The organism is Shewanella scandinavica (assembly GCF_031932065.1).
Classification (GTDB): domain Bacteria; phylum Pseudomonadota; class Gammaproteobacteria; order Enterobacterales; family Shewanellaceae; genus Shewanella; species Shewanella baltica.
The window spans coordinates 59,305-80,158 of sequence record NZ_JAUOES010000003.1 but is presented as its reverse complement, the minus strand read 5'-3'; the positions used below and the strand labels follow the sequence as shown (position 1 = coordinate 80,158).

Here is a 20,854-nt window from a genome sequence, read left to right as displayed (position 1 = left end):
CAGGATCTTTTTCAGTCAAAGTACGGTCTTATGCGTTAGTCATGCAATGGGCTGGTCTGTTATCGCAAACACCCCTACAATGACCTTCTGCTGTAAAGCATCTCATCCTTGAAGTAAGACGGAGAAACTCATGGCTCAACATTTTGACTATATCTGCCTAGGCGCAGGCAGCGGCGGTATCGCCTCAGCAAACCGAGCAGCAATGCGTGGCGCTAAGGTTCTACTCATCGAAGCCAAACACGTAGGTGGCACCTGTGTAAACGTAGGCTGTGTGCCGAAAAAAGTCATGTGGTATGGCGCCCATGTTGCCGAAGCGATGAACCTTTACGCCAAAGATTATGGTTTCGACGTCACTGTTAATAAATTCGATTGGAATACCTTGGTCGAGAACCGCGAAGCCTACATTGGCCGCATTCATGATGCCTACGGCCGTGGTTTTGCCAACAACAAAGTGACGCTATTAAATGGCTACGGCCGTTTTGTCGATGGCAACACTATTGAAGTGGACGGCGAACATTACACTGCCGATAACATCCTTATCGCCACTGGCGGCGCGCCGACTATTCCGGACATTCCTGGTGCCGAGCATGGTATCGACTCCGATGGTTTCTTCGCCCTGCGTGAGCAACCAAAACGCGTTGCCGTTGTGGGCGCGGGCTATATCGCCGTTGAAGTCGCTGGCGTGTTACACGCTCTGGGCAGTGAAACTCACTTATTAGTGCGTAAACATGCGCCGCTGCGTAACTTTGACCCCATCTTAGTCGACGCCCTCGTTGAGGCCATGGCGACCGAAGGCCCTACATTGCACACCCATAGCGTACCAAAAGCTGTGGTTAAAAATTCCGATGACAGCCTAACACTGAGCTTAGAAAACGGTGAAAGCATCACTGTTGATTGCCTAATTTGGGCAATTGGCCGTTCACCTGCGACGGGCAATATCGGCTTAGAAAACACCGAAGTGCAATTAGATAGCAAAGGCTATGTCATCACTGACGAGCAGCAAAATACGACTCACAAAGGAATTTACTGTGTCGGCGACATTATGGCGGGCGGCGTAGAGCTCACCCCTGTTGCGGTTAAAGCGGGCCGTTTGTTATCCGAGCGTTTATTTAACGGCATGACAGATGCCAAAATGGATTACAAGCTGATCCCAACCGTCGTGTTCAGCCATCCACCAATCGGTACTATGGGCTTGACCGAACCAGAAGCCCGTACCCAATACGGCGATGATAACGTTAAAGTGTATACCTCGACGTTTACCTCAATGTACACCGCCGTAACTGCCCATCGCCAAGCCTGTAAGATGAAGTTAGTTTGCGCTGGCAAGGACGAAAAAGTCGTCGGTATTCATGGTATTGGTTTTGGTATGGACGAAATCCTCCAAGGTTTCGGCGTCGCTATGAAAATGGGCGCAACTAAGGCTGATTTCGATGCGGTTGTTGCTATCCACCCAACGGGCGCCGAAGAATTCGTTACCATGAGGTAAAAGCGATTTTCGCTTTGATTTCATCATATTTAGGGCCAGCTAATGCTGGCCCTAATTGATCATAGATAGCATAAAATCATTAACTCTCACGCGACTTTCCTATAATCTCGACTGAGTACTTTGCATTTTAAACACACAGCGCGGTTATCGCTGCGCCACTGTAATCGGGATGAATAGCGTAATGCTTAAAGAACTCGCGTTCGATGGTTTGTTATTTAGTCCATTAATTATCTTTATCCCCTTAGCTTTTCTGCTTTCCTGCATCACTCGCTTGGTACTCTATCAAACTGGGCTCTATCACAAGCTGTGGCGCGAAGCTTGGTTCGAAGTTGGGCTGTTTATCTGCTATCTGGCGTTGGTCATTTACTTGCTTGGGAGTTGATTGTTCATGGGAAAAATCTTTCGTATCAGCCTCACCCTCATTGTGGTCGCGGTTGCAGGTATAGCCGGACATTGGATATGGTCACACTACCTTTATTCTCCTTGGACTCGCGACGGCCGAGTTCGCGCCGAAATCATTACCATAGCGCCAGATGTGTCCGGTTGGGTGAACCAACTGAATGTAAAAGACAATCAAATCGTCAATAAGGGTGATGTGTTGTTCACTGTGGACGATACCCGCTACAAGGCCACGATTGCCGAATTGAATGCCAAAGCGGAAAGCCAAAAATTGGCATGGGAACTGGCAAAGCATAAGTACAAACGCCGTATCGGTTTGACCAATGACAACTTAGTTAGCAAAGAAACCTTCGACGAAGCCTTTATCAATACCGAACTGGCACGAACCAGTTATGAGCTCGCACAGGCGCAATTAAATACCGCCAAAATTGACTTAGCGCGAACGCAAATTCACGCTCCCGAAAACGGCACTCTGATCAATTTAAGTCTGCGTAATGGCAACTATGTCAGCAAAGGCAACTCGGTATTTTCGCTGGTCAAACAAGACTCTCTCTATATCACAGGCTATTTTGAAGAAACCAAAATCCCCTTGGTTCACATAGGTCAAAACGCCGATGTCAGCCTGATGAGTGGCGGCCATGTCTTGCATGGCAAAGTGACCAGCATAGGTAAAGCAATCGCCAATACCAATGTCACTACTAATGGACAGTTATTGCCGCAAATCGGCCAAACCTTTAATTGGGTGAGGTTGTCGCAGCGCATTCCAGTCGATATTCAGCTAGATAGCATTCCTAAGGACATAGAGCTGAGCGTCGGCATGACAGTTTCCATCCAGCTACAGACTGACAAATAGTCATTATGACGCTGTTACTGAAGAGTTTATTCTTTCCAGACCGACGAACCCTTATCTTCGCGATTAAGGGCGTGATCTCGATGGCGCTCGCCTTATATGTGGCCATGTTCTTAAATCTAGAACGGCCATATTGGGCGCTGGTGTCGGCGGTATTTCTGCAAATCCGCCCCGAAAGTGGACTCGTGATCGAAAAGGGTTTATGCCAAATCGGCGGCACCTTAGTCGGTGCGCTCGCAGGGATTGCCATACTCAACTGGTTTACGCCCTATCCCGAACTCGCCTTAGGATTACTCGCCTGCTGGATAGGGCTAAATTCTGGGTTGTCCGCCATGGTGCGCCAGCAAAACTTTGTCTATGCCTTTGCTATGGCGGGCATGACCGCCTGCTTGATAGTGCTCATTGTGATGGCGAGCCCAAGCACGGCCGATAGTGCAAAAATATTCGATGTGGCACAGTCGAGGATCAGCGAGATTGTCGTCGGGGCGATTTGCGCCGTCTTGGTCAGCTCGCTACTTTGGCCGACCAAGGTAAAACATAGTCTACAATTGCATGCTAAAAACACCATTAATCATACGCTTAACTATCTTGCATTAGAACTCGATTTACAGGGGGAACATGCGAGTCGCCATGAACATATCGACACGATTATGGAGTCAGTATCGGCGCTGAGTGACGATTCCAGTGCGGTGATTTATGAAGGCCCCGAAGGACGCGGGCAGAGCCATGCGGCGAACTTTCTCTGCAATAAAACCCTTTCGCTATTGGCGGCAATCCAAATATTTGGCCGGCTGCAACGTAATCATTCCCATCTTGTTAGCGAACCACTCGCGAAATCCTTAGCTAATATGCGCAGCAGTTTTACCTTGATGGCGCAATCGAGTGATTACCAAGAATGCTACAAAATGGCGCGCACCTTGAGGTATCAACTCCAGCAAAACCTGATGCAATACCGCGACCGCGCGCCATTAGAGACGCGCTTACTCAAAGTCGCGATGGAATTAAGCGCCGATCTGATCATGGTGCTCAAGAGTTATAACGTGCTAACCAGTCATTCTGCGGTACAGCTCAACGCGCCGCCGATGGAGTTTCACCGAGACCCATTAATAGGCGTTACCACGGGCCTGCGCAGCATGGCGGTGTTTGTCATTGGGGCTTCACTGTGGATTGGCACAGGGTCGAGCGCGGTCCTCATGATGATCCTGCTGCCCGTGGTCTTTTCCATCATGATGGCACGCCAACCACTGCCGATGTTAACCACGATTTTGCGCCGTATTCTTGTCGGCATCACTATCGCAGTACCGCTCACAGTGTTTTACGCTTTACCTTTGCTGGCACAGAGTAGCGGCGATTTCGAAATCCTCGTTTTAGTGCTCGCTGGGCCGTTTTTTATCGGCTTACTCGCCTTGGCTAATCGACCGACCTTGCCCTATGGGCTCGGCATTTGCGTGCCGTTTGCTGTGTTAGTGCAGCCCAGCAACACCATTTCATTTGCGATAGAAAACACCGTCAGCAATGCCTTAGCGATTTTTGTCGGCGTTACTGTGCTGTATTGGTTGTTTAAATTGATTACTGAACCTAGCCAGCGGTTGATGCAATATCGTCTGCTGCAATCCATCCAAAAAGATCTGGTGCATATCGCACAGCATGATGATCCTGAGCCTTGGTTTAACGCCCGCATGGGCGATCGACTGCTGCGGATCGCCAGTTACGAAAAAGGCTCGGGCAAGAGTTCGAGGGTATTTACCGATCTGGTGTTTACGGCACTTAATCTAGGCCATGTGTCGATTCGGATGCGGCGCATGTTGCAGGGCATTTCAGATACGCACTTAAACTTAGGCTTAGAAAATGCACTCAACCTTTGGCAACACAATTTAGGTCAGGCATTTATCGCCTGCGCCCACGGACAAGTCGCAGAAGAGTTTAAAATCAGCAGCGAAGCCTTATTACAAGCGCTGGCCCAATGTCCGTTACCCAACGAACAATTCACTATGATTACTGGGATGTTTGAACGCATCACTTTAACCTTCGAACGTACTGCCCACAGTATCGCCGAGCAGAAAAACACCTCAGAAAAATAGTCAGTTCTCAAACTATTTCCCACCCCAAAAGCCACTCTTTTACTGCCACCAAAACCATTTAAATCCAATAGAAGCTTGATATTTGGCCGATAAAATGCCTTAATATAGTTAGATCACTAACTATATTGGTGATATAAATTCAATTATCAACCAAGGAGAAATTATGTCTACGGAGAACCCACCAGAGGAAAATCTCATCTCGCAAGTAGCAAGCTTTACCCGATTACACGCTAAGGAATCAATGCAGTTTATGTGTTTACTTGCAATATTAAGCACCTATCTCTTTGTCATTTTGAAACCGAGTATTATTCAAAATAACAAAGCGTTAGGAGAAAAATAACCAATGAATTACCTCGCTTACATTTCCTTAGCTATCTACTTTATCGTTATGCTCGCCATTGGCTTATTCGCTTACAAAAAATCCACCAGCGATGTGTCAGGCTATATTCTTGGCGGCCGTAAGGTAAGTCCACAGGTCACCGCACTCTCAGCGGGTGCATCTGACATGAGTGGCTGGATGCTAATGGGTCTTCCCGGCGCTATGTTTTTGGTTGGTTTCGAAACCATTTACATCGCACTTGGGCTATTGATTGGTGCTCTAATCAATTACTTGGTCGTTGCACCAAAACTTAGGGTTTATACCGAGGTGGCGGACAACGCCCTCACTATCCCGGAGTTTTTTGCTAAACGCTTCGGCAATGCTAACGGCAGTATCCGTATTATTTCGGCCGTGATCATTGTGATCTTCTTTACCTTGTATACCTCGGCAGGTTTAGTGGCTGGCGGTAAATTGTTTGAGTCAGCATTTGGCCTGAACTACGACATAGGTTTAGTCGTCACACTAGCGGTTGTGGTTTCTTATACCCTGTTAGGCGGATTCTTGGCAGTGAGCCTCACTGACTTTGTCCAAGGCTGTATTATGTTTGTCGCCTTAGTCTTAGTTCCTGTCGTGGCATATCAAGAATTTACCAGCGCTGACACTATGTTGAACTTTGCGTATCAGTCGATTCCACACTTCACCGATGCGATGCAAAACGTCACTATGTTAGGGCTTATCTCAAGCTTATCTTGGGGACTCGGTTACTTTGGCCAACCGCATATTATTGTCCGCTTCATGGCGATTCGTTCAGTAGCTGACATTAAAACCGCCAGACACATAGGTATGGGCTGGATGACAGTGACCATTGTGGGTGCACTGGCAACAGGTCTTGTCGGTATCGCTTACGCCAATAAATTTGGTATGAAGCTGACCGATCCTGAAACCATCTTTATCGTGTTTTCTGAGTTGTTATTCCATCCGATCATTAGTGGCTTCTTACTGGCCGCCATTCTGGCCGCGATCATGAGCACCATTTCATCGCAGCTATTAGTGTCATCAAGCTCACTCACCGAAGATATCTATCGCGTGATGTCGAAGAAAGAATCTACCGAAAAAGACATGGTGAAAATGGGTCGCTTTGGCGTAGCAGGCGTGGCAATTGTCGCGAGTCTACTGGCGCTCGACCGCTCTAGCAGTGTGCTGTCACTGGTGAGTAATGCATGGGCAGGATTCGGTGCCGCCTTTGGTCCATTAGTTTTGTTTAGCTTGTATAAAGCTAACTTAACTCACAAAGCCGCAATTGCGGGCATTGTCTCTGGCGCTGCTACAGTGTTGTTTTGGATTTATGCACCGGTATTGGCAGATGGAAAAGCCTTAACCACAGTGGTGTATGAAATGATCCCCGGCTTTGCCGTGAGCAGTGTGGTGATTTGGATAGTCTCGTTACTCGATACTGATCCCTGTGCCAAAACCACTAAATTATTCCATAAGGCTGGCCGTGTTTTAGCCGAAGACAGATGAGGCGCGCAGGTATGACTGACTTACCCTGGAAACGCATTGTCGTTAAGGTAGGTAGTGCCCTGATTGCACCCCACAAACAAGGTTGCAGCAGCCACTACTTACTCGGCATTGCCCAATTTATTACTTATTGTCGTGCCCAAGGGATCCAAGTTGTCTTGGTCTCTTCGGGCTCAGTCGCCGCAGGATGGCATCACTTTGGCGAGGTTGATAAACCTAGCGTCACAGTGAAGAAAGCCATGGCAGCAGCAGGTCAGGCCGATATGATGGCCACATGGAACAAGTTATTTGATTTCCCGACCGCACAGCTACTGTTAACCCACGGTGATTTACGCAATCGAGATCGTTACATCAGTATTAAAGATACGATTTTCAGCCTACTCGAACATGGGCTACTGCCTATCATCAACGAGAACGATGCCGTCACCGCCGACAAGCTCAAAGTTGGCGATAACGATAATCTCTCGGCCATGGTAGCCGCGGCGGCCGATGCCGATACCCTGATTATCTGTTCAGATGTGAACGGGCTTTACACACAAAACCCCCATGAAAATCCCGATGCACAGCTTATCAAGCAAGTGAACGAGATTAATGCCGAAATCTACGCCATGGCAGGCGGCGCCAGCAGTGCCGTCGGCACAGGTGGTATGCGGACTAAGATACAAGCCGCCAAGAAGGCGATTTCCCACGGGATTGAAACCTTTATCATCAATGGTTTCGATGCTGACTCATTCAACCAACTGTTGAAGGGTCAAAATCCGGGCACACTCTTCACTTCCCATGAAAAACCCATGCAAGAACATCTGCATTGGATGACACATACCTCGCAGGCTCAAGGTGAAGTTATTGTCGAAAATGACTTTAGTATCGACCTAGACGAACATAGCGAGCAATTGACCAGCGACGATGTCGTTGCCATCAATGGGGACTTCTCTGCCGGTGACACCATTTTAGTTCGCAAAGGTGATGGGACTAAATTGGCCAAGGCCAAATCCATTTACAGTAGTTGTTTACTTAGCTTTATTACGGACCAAGACGATCGCGAGTTTGCCAGTGAATTTCAGCAAAAGACTGGACCGATCATTTCCGAGAAAAATATCGCCATTCTCGAATAAGCATCAGCCGAATAACGCTAAGCGATTAAACATCTTAACGGAGTAAATATGAATTTAATCAAAAATTTATCTCAAGAAGCTGCCAAGGCGGCTCTGATCCTCGCCCAAGTCGACGAACAGCTTAAAAATACTGTACTCCTCGACATGGCGCGTTCATTACGTGAAAAGTCCTACGAAATCCAAAGCGCTAACTTGATTGACCTACACAGAGCAACAGCCGATAACCTTGCCCCTGCTATGCTCGACCGCTTAACGCTAACACCAGAACGCGTAGAAGCCATGGCAGTAGGGATTGAAACCATCGCTGCCTTGCCCGATCCGATTGGCAACGAACGCTATATTGGTCAACGACCTAACGGCTTATCCATCAGCAAGATGCGCGTGCCATTAGGCGTGGTTTGTATGATTTATGAAGCACGTCCGAATGTTACCGCCGATGCGGGTGCCCTGTGCTTTAAATCCGGCAATGCCGTGATTTTGCGCGGTGGTAAAGAGGCGCTGCACACCAGCAAAATTATCGCCACCATTTTGCAAAGCGTATTGAAACAATACGGCTTGCCCGAGGCGTTAATCACAGTAGTGCCAGACCCAGATCGCGCCCTCATGCTAGAACTGCTGCAGCAACGAGATTATATCGATGTGATCATTCCCCGCGGCGGCGAAGGCTTGATTAACTTTGTGACTGACAACAGTAAAATCCCAGTGATCCAGCATTTTAAAGGCGTGTGTCATTTATACGTCGATAAAGATGCCGATCTGGATATTGCTATGGACTTACTGCTCAACGGTAAAACCCAGCGCACAGGCGTGTGTAATGCCCTCGAAGCCCTATTAGTACACCAAGAAATTGCCTCGCAATTCCTGCCTAAAGTGGCCAAAGCGCTGGCCGAGCATAAGGTTAAAATCAATGCTTGTACCCAATCCGGTGGCTACTTCGAAAACTGTACTTATATGGAAGAAGACGATTTCGGCCAAGAGTATTTAGATCTCGAAATCGCCATTCGCCAAGTCGATCACTTCGACCATGCAATCCAACACATTGCCCGTTTTGGTAGCCAGCACACCGAAGTGATTTGCACCGAAAACGAAGTCACAGCAGCACGCTTCCAACGTGCAGTCGATGCCTCAGTGGTGATGGTCAATGCTTCTTCGCGCTTCTCCGACGGCAGCGAACTCGGTCTTGGCGCCGAAATCGGCATCGCGACCTCTAAGCTACATGCCTACGGCCCAATGGGACTCGAGTCCTTGACCGCTGAGAAGTATTTAGTCTCAGGTACAGGCCAAGTGCGGGCGTAAACCTAAGGTGTAAATCACACTTTTAGGCTTAACAAGTCCGTTGGATTTCGATTCAATTGTAAAGATTAAAGGCCACAGTCGGTAACGACTGTGGCCTTTTTGTTGGCTAGAGGAGCTTGAGTCACAACAGCTTTTGTTCCAAGTCGATGCCCTGAAACCGAGTTATAGTAAGACATGCGCTAAAAGCGCGGTTCCCACCGCGACCGCTTATCACAGCTCGCTGACAAACTATTCGCCAATAAGTTACAACCCCGCTTCAACAATTTACACATTGGGCATATTGCATTTATTTTCAACAAACCTATTATGCGATCGATTCTCATTTGCAACTATGTGCTTTATTTGCACTCAGTATCACCAATCATCATTTAATCTGAAATCGCCTGAAAGGATTGAAATACCATGCCTCCCCTATCTGTTTTAACGTCATGGCGCTCGCCATTGATCCCTGTACTTCTCAGCACACTCACTTTGACGGTTCAAGCCAATACGGACCCTAAGCAAGATGAGAAAGAAGATACAGAACAGATAGAAAGATTGAACGTAGTAGGAACCTACACCCGAGCGGCAATGAATAGCGCCACGGGTTTGTCTATGTCACTCAAAGAAACCCCGCAAAGCGTCACTTTGATTACCGAAGAGATGATCAGTGACAAAGGTTTGATCACTATGGAGTCAGTGTTAAACCACACTCCGGGCGTCACTATGGTGGGTGATGCCTCTGAAAACAGTAAGATTTTCGTGCGCGGTTATGCACTCGACAGCGGTGTGCAAATTGACGGCTTAATCACAACCTCTTCATCCAATGTTTACAGCGGCTCAATTGATCAAGGTTTAGCCCCTGTGATTGCCGAACGAGTTGAAGTGTTAAAAGGTGCGGCCGGGATCTTAAGCGGCTTAGGTGAACCTTCTGCCACGGTTAACTTTATTCGTAAACGCCCAACGGATGATACCCGCGCCACTGCAAGTGTCAGTTATGGCTCGTGGAATACCTATAGATTAGAGGCCGATGTTTCTGGCTGGCTCACGGATTCAGGCAATGTGAAAGGTCGATTCGTCAGTGCGGTGAAGAAAGGCGATTCGTTTATCGACCGCTATCAACGCGATACCACAGTGCTTTATGGCGTGGTTGAAACGAGTCTAGGTACAGATACTAGCTTGTCACTGTTTGCGGACTATCAAAAATCGCAAACCGATGGCGTGTATAACTGGAACTCTAATCCTGCATTTTATACCGATGGCACAGCTGTCGAGTTCGGCCGCAGTTATTCCAGCTCACAGGACTGGACCCATTGGGACGTGACCCAAAAAAGTCTCATGGCCGAGTTTAAACATAGATTCGATAACGACTGGTCACTCGTCAGTGCCTACCGTATTGCTAACGCCACCATAGATGCATTGGCCTTTTACCCTGGCGACAACATAGTGAAATCAACCGGCGAGTTTGTCGGCCCTTGGGGCGATACTTATGCCGCCCAGCATGATAGAGAATCCGATACCAACAGTTTCAACCTATATGCAACGGGTAACTTCGATTTACTCGGCCGTGAACATAGCGCTGTGATCGGTTTTAACTATGGTGACAACGAGTTCGATAACATCAACACGAACTCCGCCCCCCAACGTCGCTATAACGTCGCGGATCAGGGCAATTACCCCAAGCCTAATATTCCTAATTCCCCCACCAATGGCCAAACCAATGAACAAAGCCAATCGGGTGTTTACGGCACGGTCCGTATCAATGTGTTGGATTCACTGAAATTAATGGTCGGCGGACGCGTAAGTAACTGGTCCTATGAAAAGCATGATCTCGTGGGTAACAGCACAGATGCAACCATGGAAAAAACCGGTATTTTCATCCCCTACTACGGCCTAGTCTACGATGTGACCGAGCAGATCGCTGTCTACGCTAGCCGTACTGAAATCTTCAAACCTGGGACCTATTTTGGTGAAGATGGCCAACTGCTCGAACCTGCAGAAGGCACAAACGTCGAAGGCGGCGTCAAGGTCGCGCTGTTCGATGACATGCTAAACATGTCAGCCGCCGTCTACGAAACCAATAAAGACAACGAACCCGAGTATGCAGGTAAAGGTCAGCTACCTTCCGGTGACTCTATCTACGAAAGTGTGGATGGAATTACCACCAAAGGCTATGAGTTAGAAATTGCCGGACGTCTTACCGACTTATGGGATATCAGCGGCGGTTATACCCACAACAATGCAGAAGATAAAGATGGCCTACGCCGCCAAACCTATCTCCCCGAAGATATTTTCAAACTGACCACTAAGTATAACTTTGAAGACATCCTCCCCGGTGTTACTGCGGGCGCAAGCTGGCGCTGGCAGAGCAGCACCTTCTATCAAGGCACTATTTGGGGTGTCGATGGCGCGCCGAATGTGGCTTACCGCCAAGCACAATCCGCCTACTCACTCGTCGACTTAATGTTTGGCTACCAAATAACACCGTCGATTTCGATGCAAGTGAACATCAACAATATTTTCGACAAAAACTATAACCGCTCACTCTGGGGCTACGCAGACTTTGGCGAGCCACGTAATGCCACGCTGTCATTACGTTGGACACTGTAAATTTTGCACCCAACACTAAACTATATTAAGGATAATTAAATGAAACAAGCACTTGTACTACTCACTTTACTTGGTGGTATCGCCTTTTCGGCTCAAGCACATGAAGTATGGCTTGAGCGCAGCAGCGATGGTTCGGTCAAAGTGCAATTTGGTGAACCGGGTTCAGAGTACGCCACAGCCGAAGAGTTAGCGTCGTTAAGCGCGGCACGAATTTTCGACGCCAATGCCAAAGCGCCGCTGACCGCCACAGCGCAAGCCGATCATTTGTTGGTTAAAACCCAAGATGGCAAGAGTGACGTCAGTTTCTATGCCGATACCGCGTGGCAACCCTGGAAAACCGAGACAGGACTACAAGCCGCAATACTCTATGCCCGCACGGGACAAGAACACACCAAAGCGCTGCAAGATTTTGAATTTACGCCAGTAAAGTCAGGCGCTCCCGAGTTTGTGCTTAACTATAAAGGCGCGCCACTGGTGAATCATCCAGTGCAAGTGTATCGCCCCGGTTTTTGGAGCAAGTCTTTCACTACCGATGCCCAAGGTAAATTCGCCCTCGATACCCCAGATGCAGGCCGCTACTTGCTCGTCAGCAACCACACCACAGAAGGCAAACAAACACTGGCTGGCAACGAGGTTGATAGCGTTTTACACATCACCACCACAAGTTTTATCACTCAGTAACAATCTTAATAGTGAGATGGAGTTAACGTGCGGTATTTAATGATAGGTTTATACCTGCTGTGTTTTGCAGTCCACGCAAGCGCAGTACCTGTAACAGTCGCCTTGCCCCAAACTGGCAGCACCAATGAACTGTTGCCACTCAGTGGCACCATTAAATCCGCACGGGTGGCTCGCTTATCGGCACGTACCGATGGCCTAGTAGCCAAAGTGCTGGTCGATGCAGGCTCCCAAGTCCGCGCAGGCCAGCCTTTACTCGCACTCGACGATACCTTAGCCGTACATCAATTAGCACAGCGTCAAGCCGATGTAATAGCCGCTAAGACCATGCTGGCAGAAAAGCAGCGACTCCTCACCGAAGCGCAAACACTCAGCGCTCAGCAGTTATTCCCCGAAACAGAGCGCGCGATTCGCCAAGCGGCGTTAACCGAGGCCGAAGCCAATCTGCAAAGTTTAACGGCGGCACTCGCACACCAAAAAGAGGTAGTCGCCCGTCACCAACTGATGGCGCCGTTTGCGGGGGTGATTTCCAGCAAACAAACTGAAACCGGTGAATGGGTTAATGTCGGCACTGAAATCTTCACCTTAGTATCCCAAGAACAGCTCTGGCTCGACATTCAAGTGCCGCAGGAAATGTTCCAAAGCGTAGCCACTGCGACTCACGTGGACATTGCCGCCGACATGCTGCCTGAACAAGCGTTTATCGGCCATGTGAGTGCCCTTGTCCCTGTGAGCGACCACAATGCTCGCAGCTTCTTGGTACGCTTGACTATTCCCGAAGCGGATGGACTTTTGATGCCCGGCACATCAGCCACTGCCACCTTCCACTTACAGCGAGCGCAACACAGTGTTGTCGTGCCGCAAGATGCGCTAGTCCGTCACCCCGACGGCCAGTTCAGCGTCTTTACCGTGCAAAACAACATAGCCCAACGGCATACCGTTCAAGTGGGCCATACGAGCGCCATCGGGATTGAAATCCTCAGTCCATTACCCAAAGACGCGCCCGTGGTGATCCGCGGTAACGAGAGTTTACAAGACCAACAGTCAGTCTCTGTGCGCAACTCTGTCATAGGAGGTTAGTGGGATGCTGAAGTTTGGTATTAAACATGGCACCTTACTGTCGGTCATCGTCTTGATATTCTGCGTATTGGGCACGGCTGCGGCACTGCGTATCCCAATCCAAATGATCCCCGACCTAGATGTGCGCACCATCAGTGTCGCCACAGGTTGGCCGGGAGCAACGCCGCAAGACGTTGAAAAAGAAATTCTGCTTGAGCAGGAACGCTACCTGCGCACCCTGCCCAACTTACAACGCATGACATCTTGGGCAGATACGGGTTCGGCATGGATCGAACTCGAATTCCCCCAAAGCACTGAGATAAGCGATGCGCTTATTCGTGTTAGCAATGCGCTCAGTCAAGTGTCGTCCTACCCTGAAAACGTCGATCAACCAAGGCTTTACAGCAGTTCATATTCAGACAACGCTTTCATGTATTTCCGCCTCGTGCCTGTCGCGGGGAACCCGCTGAATCTAGATATAGACATGATGCGCGATTTCGCTAACGATTTCATTCGCCCACAAATGGAGCGCGTCAAAGGCGTTTCCTCCGTCACTATTCAAGGCGGCGCTGAACGGCAAATTCAAATACGGCTCGATCCCGCCAAACTCGCCCAACGCGGCATCAGCATTATGGATGTGCGCCAAGCCATTAGAGATCGCAACAAGGACACCTCAGCGGGCGATATCGACAGTGGTAAAAAACGTTATTTACTGCGGGTGATTGGCCGTTTCGAGGATTTAAATCAACTTAAGCAACTGATTTTAAAACGCCAAGGTAATACCAATATTCTGCTGCAAGACGTTGCCGAGATAAAACTCGACCACGCTGAGATCCGTGAGCTGTCATTTGCCGAACAAGAACGTACCCTCAGCTTAGCGGTTAAGCGGGACGTCGGTTCTAACGTTATCGCCATCAAAGCCGCCATGATGCCTGTGGTAGCGCAGATCAATCAAAATCAACTCGCCCAGCACGCCATGCAATTAGAGCTATTCAGTGATGATGTGCGCTATGTGCAAGATTCGGTTGAAAATGTGTGGGTTAATTTGGGCCTAGGCGCATTACTGGCAACCTTAGTCATGTACCTCTTTTTGCGCTCGAGTCGAGCCACCCTGATAGGCGTTATCGGTATTCCGCTGTGTACCTTAGCCGCCTTCGTCGGGCTGCTAGTGTTTAATCGCACTATTAATGTCATTTCGCTGGCGGGTGTGGCCTTTGCCATCGGCATGACAGTCGATAACAGCATTGTGGTACTCGAAAGCATTGAACAAGCCCGCAGACGCGGATTAGATCGTCTCGAAGCAGCCATCAGTGGCATTTACGATGTGTGGCCTGCGGTACTGGCCTCGACACTCACTACAGTGCTGGTGTTTGTACCCATTCTATTTATTAAACAAGAAGCGGGACAACTGTACTCGGATATCGCGATTGCCATCGCTGCATCTATTGTCGCTTCTATGTTGGTCGCGGTGTTCATCGTACCCGCCGCTATTGCCCGTTTTGGTTTCGGTAAGATACGCTCGGCAAGCACAAACCAAAGTGAGCCGCCCAAAGCATCACGCATATTGAGCTTAGTCAGCCAGCTGGTGCTATCGGCAAAACGCCGCGCCGCTGTGATTGTGCTATCACTCGTCTCGACGATTGGGCTTGCGGCTTGGCTTATGCCTCCGACCGAATATTTACCCGAAGGCGAAGAGCCAAAAGCCTTTACCTCTATGGTCGCGCCGCCGGGTTACAACCTGTCGGAAATGGCTAAAATTGCTGAAGAATTAACGACTCAGCTATCTGCGAGAGTCAATGCCGAGGCGGCATCCTTTGAATCTGGTGAGCAAAAAATCCCGCCGCTAAAATACTATACCCTCAGCGTAGGTGTCGGCAGTATTTGGGTGATGAGCGAGCCCGTTCGCAGCCAAGATATGGATGCCATGATGAGCTCACTCACCGCCTTATTTGAGCAATATCCGGGCATGCGCGCCTATTCATCGCGGGGATCAATTATTTCCAGCAACGATGGCGGCACCCGCGCAGTCGCCTTGGATATTTCAGGCCCAAATCAAGCCAGCCTCTACCGCGCTGCCGAAGCGGCGTATCAAGCGGCAGAAAAAGTGTTTGCCGAGCCGCAGCTGTATTCAGACCCATCAACCTTGTCGCTAGATCAACCCCTGTGGCAGATTTCCCCTCGCTGGCAACGTCTTGTAGAGCAAGATTTTAGCGGCAGTGAGTTTGGCTATGCGGTTTCGGCACTGAGCGATGGCGCCTATGTCGACGAGTTTTTCCTCAATGATAACAAGGTTGATATCTTCCTCTTTAGCCTTGCGGGCAATCAACAGAGCCTGTCGCAATTGGCGCTCGCACCGATAGTGACGCCTAAGGGCAATGTGTTGCCACTGCAAGCCTTGGCCGACATTAGCGAGCAGATGGATAGCGACAGTTTACGCCGCGTCGATGGCCGCAGAACAGTGACTCTTTACATTATTCCACCGCGCGCCATTGCGCTGGAAACCGCAGTGGCTAAGGTGCGGGAAGAATTAGTCCCTATCCTCTATCAACAAGGGGCGGTCGGCAAAGATGTCAGTTTGGATATTTCAGGCGCAGCCGATCAACTCGAAGCGACGAAAGCGGCACTTTCTAGCAATTTTCTGGTCGCCGTATTGATCATCTACTTGTTATTAGTCGCAATTTTTAATCACTGGGGTTATCCGTTATTTGTGCTGATCACTATCCCACTCGGGCTCGCAGGCGGGTTAGTCGGCTTACAAGCGCTTAATTATACTGGCAGCTTGTTTGCGTATCTTGGCGGCCAAGGTTGGCACCAACCCTTTGATATGATTACCATGCTTGGATTTTTAATCCTGCTCGGCACAGTCGTTAATAACCCGATTTTGATCGTGGAACAGAGCCGTAAAAACCTGCAATCGGGTCTGTTTAGTGTCGTTGACGCCGTCAAATCTGCCGTCGCCAATCGATTACGGCCGATTTTAATGTCCACAGCGACGACCTTGTTTGGCCTATTACCGCTGGTGTTATTCCCTGGGGCAGGCAGCGAACTCTACCGCGGTGTTGGCATAGTTGTGCTGGCAGGCCTTATCGTGGCAACGCTCCTCAGCTTAACCTTTTTACCCGCCCTGTTAATCTCTGTGTTGTCCTACACCAACAGGGCCAATTTAACCGCCAGTTCAGCCAAAGTGGCACGCCATCATGATTGAGAAAATCGCCATGACTCAGCCGTTAATGCAAAGACTAACGCGTTGGAAAAATTCCGCTATTTGGCGCGATAGTCTGCACATAGGTAATCGCTGCCTCGCAGCAACCTTTGGTGGCTATTTGATAAGTGCGGTCGCGACTATTTTGCTCGCGCAAATCCTGCCGTTATCTCAGGTTGATCGGGTGTTAACCGCCATGATGCTGTCATTTACTGTGTACACCTGCGCCGTGATTTGGGTGTTCAGCGTTAAATCAACGTGGCGATACTGGCTGGATTTATTCGCGCTTAGCGGTCTGCTGTATCTAGCCTACCTTGCCGCTAAGGCGTTGGATATCAATCCTATTCAAGGTGGCGGATTATGAAAGACTCCTTTTTTCGTTCAATGACTTGGCTACACACTTGGGTGGGATTACTCACCTGCTGGGTGTTATTTCTAGTGTTTTTTGCCGGAACAGCGGCCTATTACCGTGCTGAAATCAACCTGTGGATGCAACCCGAAAACCACGGCAGCCAATATGATGTCAATGCGGATAACCAACAGCTAATACTCAAAGGTCTAACGGCCTTGGCACAGCAAGCCCCCGACGCTGAGACATGGTGGGTGTATCTGCCCACACAGCGGACGCCATTACTGACCTATGCGTGGAGTGAACCTGCCGCTGAAGGCCAGCGATTTGGTGATTATCATCAAGGCTTTATTAACCCTGCGACGGGTGAAGCACTACCCAAAGCGCGGGAAAGTCGAGGTGGCGATTTCCTCTATCGACTGCATTTCGACTTGTACTACATGAGCGTCATCACTGCGCGTTGGATCGTCGGTTTTTGTACTATGTTCATGTTAGTCGCCATCATCAGCGGGATAGTGATCCACAAGCGGATTTTTAAGGATTTTTTTAGTTTTAGACCCGGCAAAGGCCCGCGCTCTTGGCTCGATGCCCACGTCGCCAGCTCAGTGCTTGCCTTACCTTTCCATCTTATGATCACATACACCGGCCTAGTGACCCTGATGTTTATGTACATGCCATGGGGGCTGAGCACGCAATATGGTGATGAAACTCAAGCCTTTTATTCGCAATGGAAACCCATTTACCAAACTCCCGCCGCCACGGGCACGCCAGCCACTATGCTCGATAGTCAGAGTTTACTCAGTGCGATTCACAGTGTCGTCGGTGAGTCACCAATTGAAGGCTTACAGTTTGATAATCTCAACGACAGCAATGCCAGCGTAACAGTCAAAATCGCCCCTAAGCACAGCTTAAATCAGCAAGCGCCTTGGTATCACTTGTCTACTGTGACAGGTGCTGTGTTGGCGCAGTCGGCAGTGACTTCGGGAGCGAATCAAACCCAAAGTGCCATGATAGCCCTGCACAGTGGTCGCTTTGCTGGCCAAGGCCTACGTTTACTGTATTTACTGGCGGGATTAACGGGCTGCGTGATGATCGCCAGCGGCGCGATTATGTGGGCCGAAAAACTGGCACAAAAGCAGCTTAAAAAAGATAAGAATCATAGCGGGCTCACGCTAGTGAACATGTTGAATCTCGCCACCTTTGCTGGCTTACCCATAGCGCTAGCCTGTTATTTTTATGCCAATCGACTCTTACCCGTCACCTTTGCTGATAGAGAGAACTGGGAAATCCATTGTTTCTTTATCAGTTGGGCGTTAGTCGCACTGCTCGCTTGCTTCAAACGAGATAAACAAACATGGCAACGACTCTTTTTACTCACCGCCTTGCTTTATGGCCTGTTACCCCTGCTCAATGCCATGACTTCACAGTTTCAGCTGATAAGCAATTTACAGCGCCAAGCCTATGTTCTCGCAGGATTTGATCTCATGATGCTCGCACTTGCGGCGCTGTTTTACATAGCAGCCAAACGCTTGCGTAGCCCTAAAAAAGTGCTGGCTACACAGGTAACCAAAGCGACGGCAGAATTAGGAGTTGAATCATGACAGCCACAGTCGAATTGTTAACCTGTTTTATCGCCATGGGGCTGTTGGCCTTATCTTATTTTAGCCACCACCGCGCCGTGCGTAACCGCCCGTTAACCGATGCACAGGCACGCGGATTTCGCACCGCTGGTACTGCAACGCTCGTCCTGTGCTATTGGCTTGCCAGTCGTCATTACGGCCCCGCGTACGCCAGCGTATTACTGCTCGGCTGGGTGTGTTTAAGTTCAATAATCCTAGTAATTTTACTCAGTTACAAACCACGCTGGCTACAACCCATATTACCCGCCAGCACCGTAGTGTGCTTGCTCGGCTTGTTATATTAACCAATGATTTTAAACACAAAATCACGTCAACCATGAGCGAGACTGATTGATAAAAAATCATAGAGTAGGGATTGTGAGATGAGTTCTTTTTAAAGCGATAAACACATGAGTGACGACATAACTAATGATTAAGCACTCTCATTCCAGTGACTCGCCGTGAATATATCCCTATAGGCTCGACGGCGGCATCTGATGTAGAAGGACCTACGAATGTCGCGATCACATGGATGTGAAAGAGCGACCATGCCGCCAACGGTCACTTACACGCGAGTGCTTAATCTGGTTAATCCTGCGTATTTTTGTAGCTTACGATTTTTACATTAACATCCAAATTTCATAAATGGATAGATCTCAAATGACTTGGGAGTATAGATAAGCGCGTCTTTCTATTCATCAAAAGACACCGCTAGCTCTACCCAATTTCTATAGTCTTGCTTCTGGGCAGTAAGCTCTAGTAAAGCCTCTTTATAATGAACACTAAATTGAACATTTCGTGCAGTCGCTCTTTGGCGCTCTTTTTTTAACCCATCAGCGAAAAATGATTTTCCATTCAACGACCACTCAGAACAGATTTTATTCATATCATTTAAAATGACATACCAACGATTGCTCAAGTCAATGCTACTTTTAGTGGTTGCTTCTCTTGGCAGGAAACCTTGAACCAACGTCTCAATAGAAATAGGAAAAGCATCTACCATATAGACTATACGCGCGGCCGACTGGCCGAAGTTATGCTCTTTATTAGCGGTTTCCATCCACTCTTCATACAATGAATAATGCTTGTCCCTCAATACGAATAAAATGAGCAACAAATAGGGATTCAGTGTTTTGGTGGTATTGCTCAGGACTGCCAAAAATTTATCAACTAATTGCTCCGTTTCCCGCAGTGATAGCCTAAATCTGTCAGCAACAATAGAAACAACTCTTGTGAAGTCATCTATCTCATCTAATCTAGGAATGTATTCTTTCCACAGAGGATTATAAGTCACTTTGCTTTCTGCAATTCTGCCGACAAACTCATAGCGCGAAAGCTCAGTTAACGAGTAACGGCGCCTGAAGAATCGCCCTAAATAGGTTTGTGCATCAAAGCCTTCTCCATAAACAGCTTTCACTGTATGCTGTAATTGCTCAGTATCAGTCGCAACAACAAATGCAATATTATCGAGCTCAAAAAAGTGCTTAACGACTTCTAACATCTCTACTGCGTAACTTGGACGACAGCGGTCTAATTCATCGATGAATATAAAAGCCGGGGTTTTTAAAGCACCATTTTTATGTGCAATTACCGCAGTAATTAATTCTTTAATTTCGGACCGTAAATATTCAACTGACTTCAGTTTATCGTTGTGATCTTTCACTAAGCATTGTGCAATTGCCGCTGCCGACTCACCGAAAATATCCGATGAACCTTTGCTATCATTTGCATGCTCAGGCGTTATTTTATCTTCGCCTTCGATTGAAACATCATCTAAATTCAAACCAGTTGTCTTTTTCACCAATCCTTTGAGTAAAGCAGGCGCAGCAGCCTTGATAAAACGAGCAGATTTCTTGGCAATATTTAACACTGCTTTATTGTCAGGTGGCAGTTGCTCACTTAAAGCGTTTATCAAAGATGAAATCACAGTAAGCATAGGATCGTCAGAATAGTCCTGCTTCCAAGCATCTATATAAACGACAGGGTGACTCTCTTTAATACTCTCAATCCAGCGGTTAATGAAATAGGTTTTACCCGATCCCCACTTAGCGTTTAGGTTTAATACATAACCGCCATCGATGGCATTACTTGCCAAATAGTTGTGCAAAAATGAAGCGTATCTTGCTCTATTAAATGTGTCTTTTGGAAATAATTCTGTTCCCTCAGTGCATAAAATAGGCTTCTGCCAGTTAAACTCTACAATATCATCAGACATAAAATCCCTTTTTATTAATCAGTTACTCATACTTCATTTTTTAAACTATCAACTAAATGAGTGATACAGACAAACACAG

General features: G+C 48.3%; 16 protein-coding genes. 15 read left to right on the top strand and 1 reads right to left on the bottom strand.

Annotation, left to right across the window (positions count from 1 at the left end; genetic code table 11):
- Positions 1-130 precede the first annotated feature (130 nt).
- The 15 genes from gorA to Q4Q50_RS03030 all read left to right on the top strand — a co-directional run bounded on the left by gorA (position 131) and on the right by Q4Q50_RS03030 (position 18,865).
- Positions 131-1,486: a glutathione-disulfide reductase gene (gene gorA / locus Q4Q50_RS03100; RefSeq protein WP_259582108.1), complete on the top strand. Its 1,356-nt coding sequence runs from the start codon at positions 131-133 to the stop codon at positions 1,484-1,486.
- A 181-nt stretch (positions 1,487-1,667) separates the two neighbouring features.
- Complete coding sequence (locus Q4Q50_RS03095) at positions 1,668-1,868, top strand: DUF1656 domain-containing protein (RefSeq protein WP_006079439.1); 201 nt, start codon at positions 1,668-1,670, stop codon at positions 1,866-1,868.
- Between the two features lie 6 nt (positions 1,869-1,874).
- Positions 1,875-2,738, top strand: a complete 864-nt coding sequence (locus tag Q4Q50_RS03090; protein ID WP_006084695.1) for an efflux RND transporter periplasmic adaptor subunit — start codon at positions 1,875-1,877, stop codon at positions 2,736-2,738.
- Between the two features lie 5 nt (positions 2,739-2,743).
- A complete protein-coding gene (locus tag Q4Q50_RS03085; RefSeq protein WP_311898322.1) occupies positions 2,744-4,816 on the top strand; it encodes an FUSC family protein in 2,073 nt (690 codons plus the stop codon).
- A gap of 163 nt (positions 4,817-4,979) precedes the next feature.
- Positions 4,980-5,156, top strand: a complete 177-nt coding sequence (locus tag Q4Q50_RS03080; RefSeq protein WP_006079436.1) for a hypothetical protein — start codon at positions 4,980-4,982, stop codon at positions 5,154-5,156.
- A gap of 3 nt (positions 5,157-5,159) precedes the next feature.
- Positions 5,160-6,656, top strand: a complete 1,497-nt coding sequence (gene putP / locus Q4Q50_RS03075) for a sodium/proline symporter PutP (protein WP_311898321.1) — start codon at positions 5,160-5,162, stop codon at positions 6,654-6,656.
- Positions 6,657-6,667: 11 nt separating this feature from the next.
- Positions 6,668-7,768 (top strand): glutamate 5-kinase, encoded by a 1,101-nt coding sequence (gene proB / locus Q4Q50_RS03070; RefSeq protein WP_311898320.1) that lies wholly within the window; start codon positions 6,668-6,670, stop codon positions 7,766-7,768.
- A gap of 48 nt (positions 7,769-7,816) precedes the next feature.
- Complete coding sequence (locus Q4Q50_RS03065; RefSeq protein WP_311898319.1) at positions 7,817-9,064, top strand: glutamate-5-semialdehyde dehydrogenase; 1,248 nt, start codon at positions 7,817-7,819, stop codon at positions 9,062-9,064.
- Positions 9,065-9,466: 402 nt separating this feature from the next.
- The gene (locus Q4Q50_RS03060) at positions 9,467-11,653 is read left to right on the top strand and encodes a TonB-dependent siderophore receptor (protein WP_311898317.1); all 2,187 of its coding nucleotides are present in this window, start codon (positions 9,467-9,469) and stop codon (positions 11,651-11,653) included.
- Positions 11,654-11,692: 39 nt separating this feature from the next.
- On the top strand, positions 11,693-12,334 hold the full coding sequence (locus tag Q4Q50_RS03055) for a nickel transporter (RefSeq protein WP_311898316.1): 642 nt from the start codon (positions 11,693-11,695) through the stop codon (positions 12,332-12,334).
- 27 nt (positions 12,335-12,361) lie between these two features.
- Entirely contained in the window at positions 12,362-13,411 is a 1,050-nt protein-coding gene (locus Q4Q50_RS03050; protein ID WP_311898315.1) for an efflux RND transporter periplasmic adaptor subunit, read from the top strand.
- Between the two features lie 4 nt (positions 13,412-13,415).
- Positions 13,416-16,595, top strand: coding sequence for an efflux RND transporter permease subunit (locus Q4Q50_RS03045; protein WP_311898314.1), 3,180 nt, complete (start codon positions 13,416-13,418; stop codon positions 16,593-16,595).
- Entirely contained in the window at positions 16,588-16,956 is a 369-nt protein-coding gene (locus tag Q4Q50_RS03040; RefSeq protein ID WP_311898313.1) for a hypothetical protein, read from the top strand. The genes Q4Q50_RS03045 and Q4Q50_RS03040 overlap by 8 nt, the downstream gene beginning before the upstream one ends.
- On the top strand, positions 16,953-18,542 hold the full coding sequence (locus Q4Q50_RS03035; protein WP_311898312.1) for a PepSY-associated TM helix domain-containing protein: 1,590 nt from the start codon (positions 16,953-16,955) through the stop codon (positions 18,540-18,542). Before Q4Q50_RS03040 ends, Q4Q50_RS03035 begins: the two co-directional genes overlap by 4 nt.
- Complete coding sequence (locus Q4Q50_RS03030) at positions 18,539-18,865, top strand: DUF3325 domain-containing protein (protein WP_012090624.1); 327 nt, start codon at positions 18,539-18,541, stop codon at positions 18,863-18,865. The genes Q4Q50_RS03035 and Q4Q50_RS03030 overlap by 4 nt, the downstream gene beginning before the upstream one ends.
- A 386-nt stretch (positions 18,866-19,251) precedes the next feature.
- On the opposite strand, the gene Q4Q50_RS03025 is transcribed toward Q4Q50_RS03030, so the two are convergent.
- The gene (locus Q4Q50_RS03025; RefSeq protein ID WP_311898310.1) at positions 19,252-20,775 is read right to left on the bottom strand and encodes a KAP family P-loop NTPase fold protein; all 1,524 of its coding nucleotides are present in this window, start codon (positions 20,773-20,775) and stop codon (positions 19,252-19,254) included.
- Positions 20,776-20,854 lie beyond the last annotated feature (79 nt).

What these genes read in the sequence shown, in the direction of transcription:
- gorA (WP_259582108.1), top strand. Translation starts at nt 131, where the DNA reads ATGGCTCAACATTTTGACTATATCTGCCTAGGCGCAGGCAGCGGCGGT.
- Q4Q50_RS03095 (WP_006079439.1), top strand. Translation starts at nt 1,668, where the DNA reads ATGCTTAAAGAACTCGCGTTCGATGGTTTGTTATTTAGTCCATTAATT.
- Q4Q50_RS03090 (WP_006084695.1), top strand. Translation starts at nt 1,875, where the DNA reads ATGGGAAAAATCTTTCGTATCAGCCTCACCCTCATTGTGGTCGCGGTT.
- Q4Q50_RS03085 (WP_311898322.1), top strand. Translation starts at nt 2,744, where the DNA reads ATGACGCTGTTACTGAAGAGTTTATTCTTTCCAGACCGACGAACCCTT.
- Q4Q50_RS03080 (WP_006079436.1), top strand. Translation starts at nt 4,980, where the DNA reads ATGTCTACGGAGAACCCACCAGAGGAAAATCTCATCTCGCAAGTAGCA.
- putP (WP_311898321.1), top strand. Translation starts at nt 5,160, where the DNA reads ATGAATTACCTCGCTTACATTTCCTTAGCTATCTACTTTATCGTTATG.
- proB (WP_311898320.1), top strand. Translation starts at nt 6,668, where the DNA reads ATGACTGACTTACCCTGGAAACGCATTGTCGTTAAGGTAGGTAGTGCC.
- Q4Q50_RS03065 (WP_311898319.1), top strand. Translation starts at nt 7,817, where the DNA reads ATGAATTTAATCAAAAATTTATCTCAAGAAGCTGCCAAGGCGGCTCTG.
- Q4Q50_RS03060 (WP_311898317.1), top strand. Translation starts at nt 9,467, where the DNA reads ATGCCTCCCCTATCTGTTTTAACGTCATGGCGCTCGCCATTGATCCCT.
- Q4Q50_RS03055 (WP_311898316.1), top strand. Translation starts at nt 11,693, where the DNA reads ATGAAACAAGCACTTGTACTACTCACTTTACTTGGTGGTATCGCCTTT.
- Q4Q50_RS03045 (WP_311898314.1), top strand. Translation starts at nt 13,416, where the DNA reads ATGCTGAAGTTTGGTATTAAACATGGCACCTTACTGTCGGTCATCGTC.
- Q4Q50_RS03040 (WP_311898313.1), top strand. Translation starts at nt 16,588, where the DNA reads ATGATTGAGAAAATCGCCATGACTCAGCCGTTAATGCAAAGACTAACG.
- Q4Q50_RS03035 (WP_311898312.1), top strand. Translation starts at nt 16,953, where the DNA reads ATGAAAGACTCCTTTTTTCGTTCAATGACTTGGCTACACACTTGGGTG.
- Q4Q50_RS03030 (WP_012090624.1), top strand. Translation starts at nt 18,539, where the DNA reads ATGACAGCCACAGTCGAATTGTTAACCTGTTTTATCGCCATGGGGCTG.
- Q4Q50_RS03025 (WP_311898310.1), bottom strand. Translation starts at nt 20,775, where the DNA reads ATGTCTGATGATATTGTAGAGTTTAACTGGCAGAAGCCTATTTTATGC.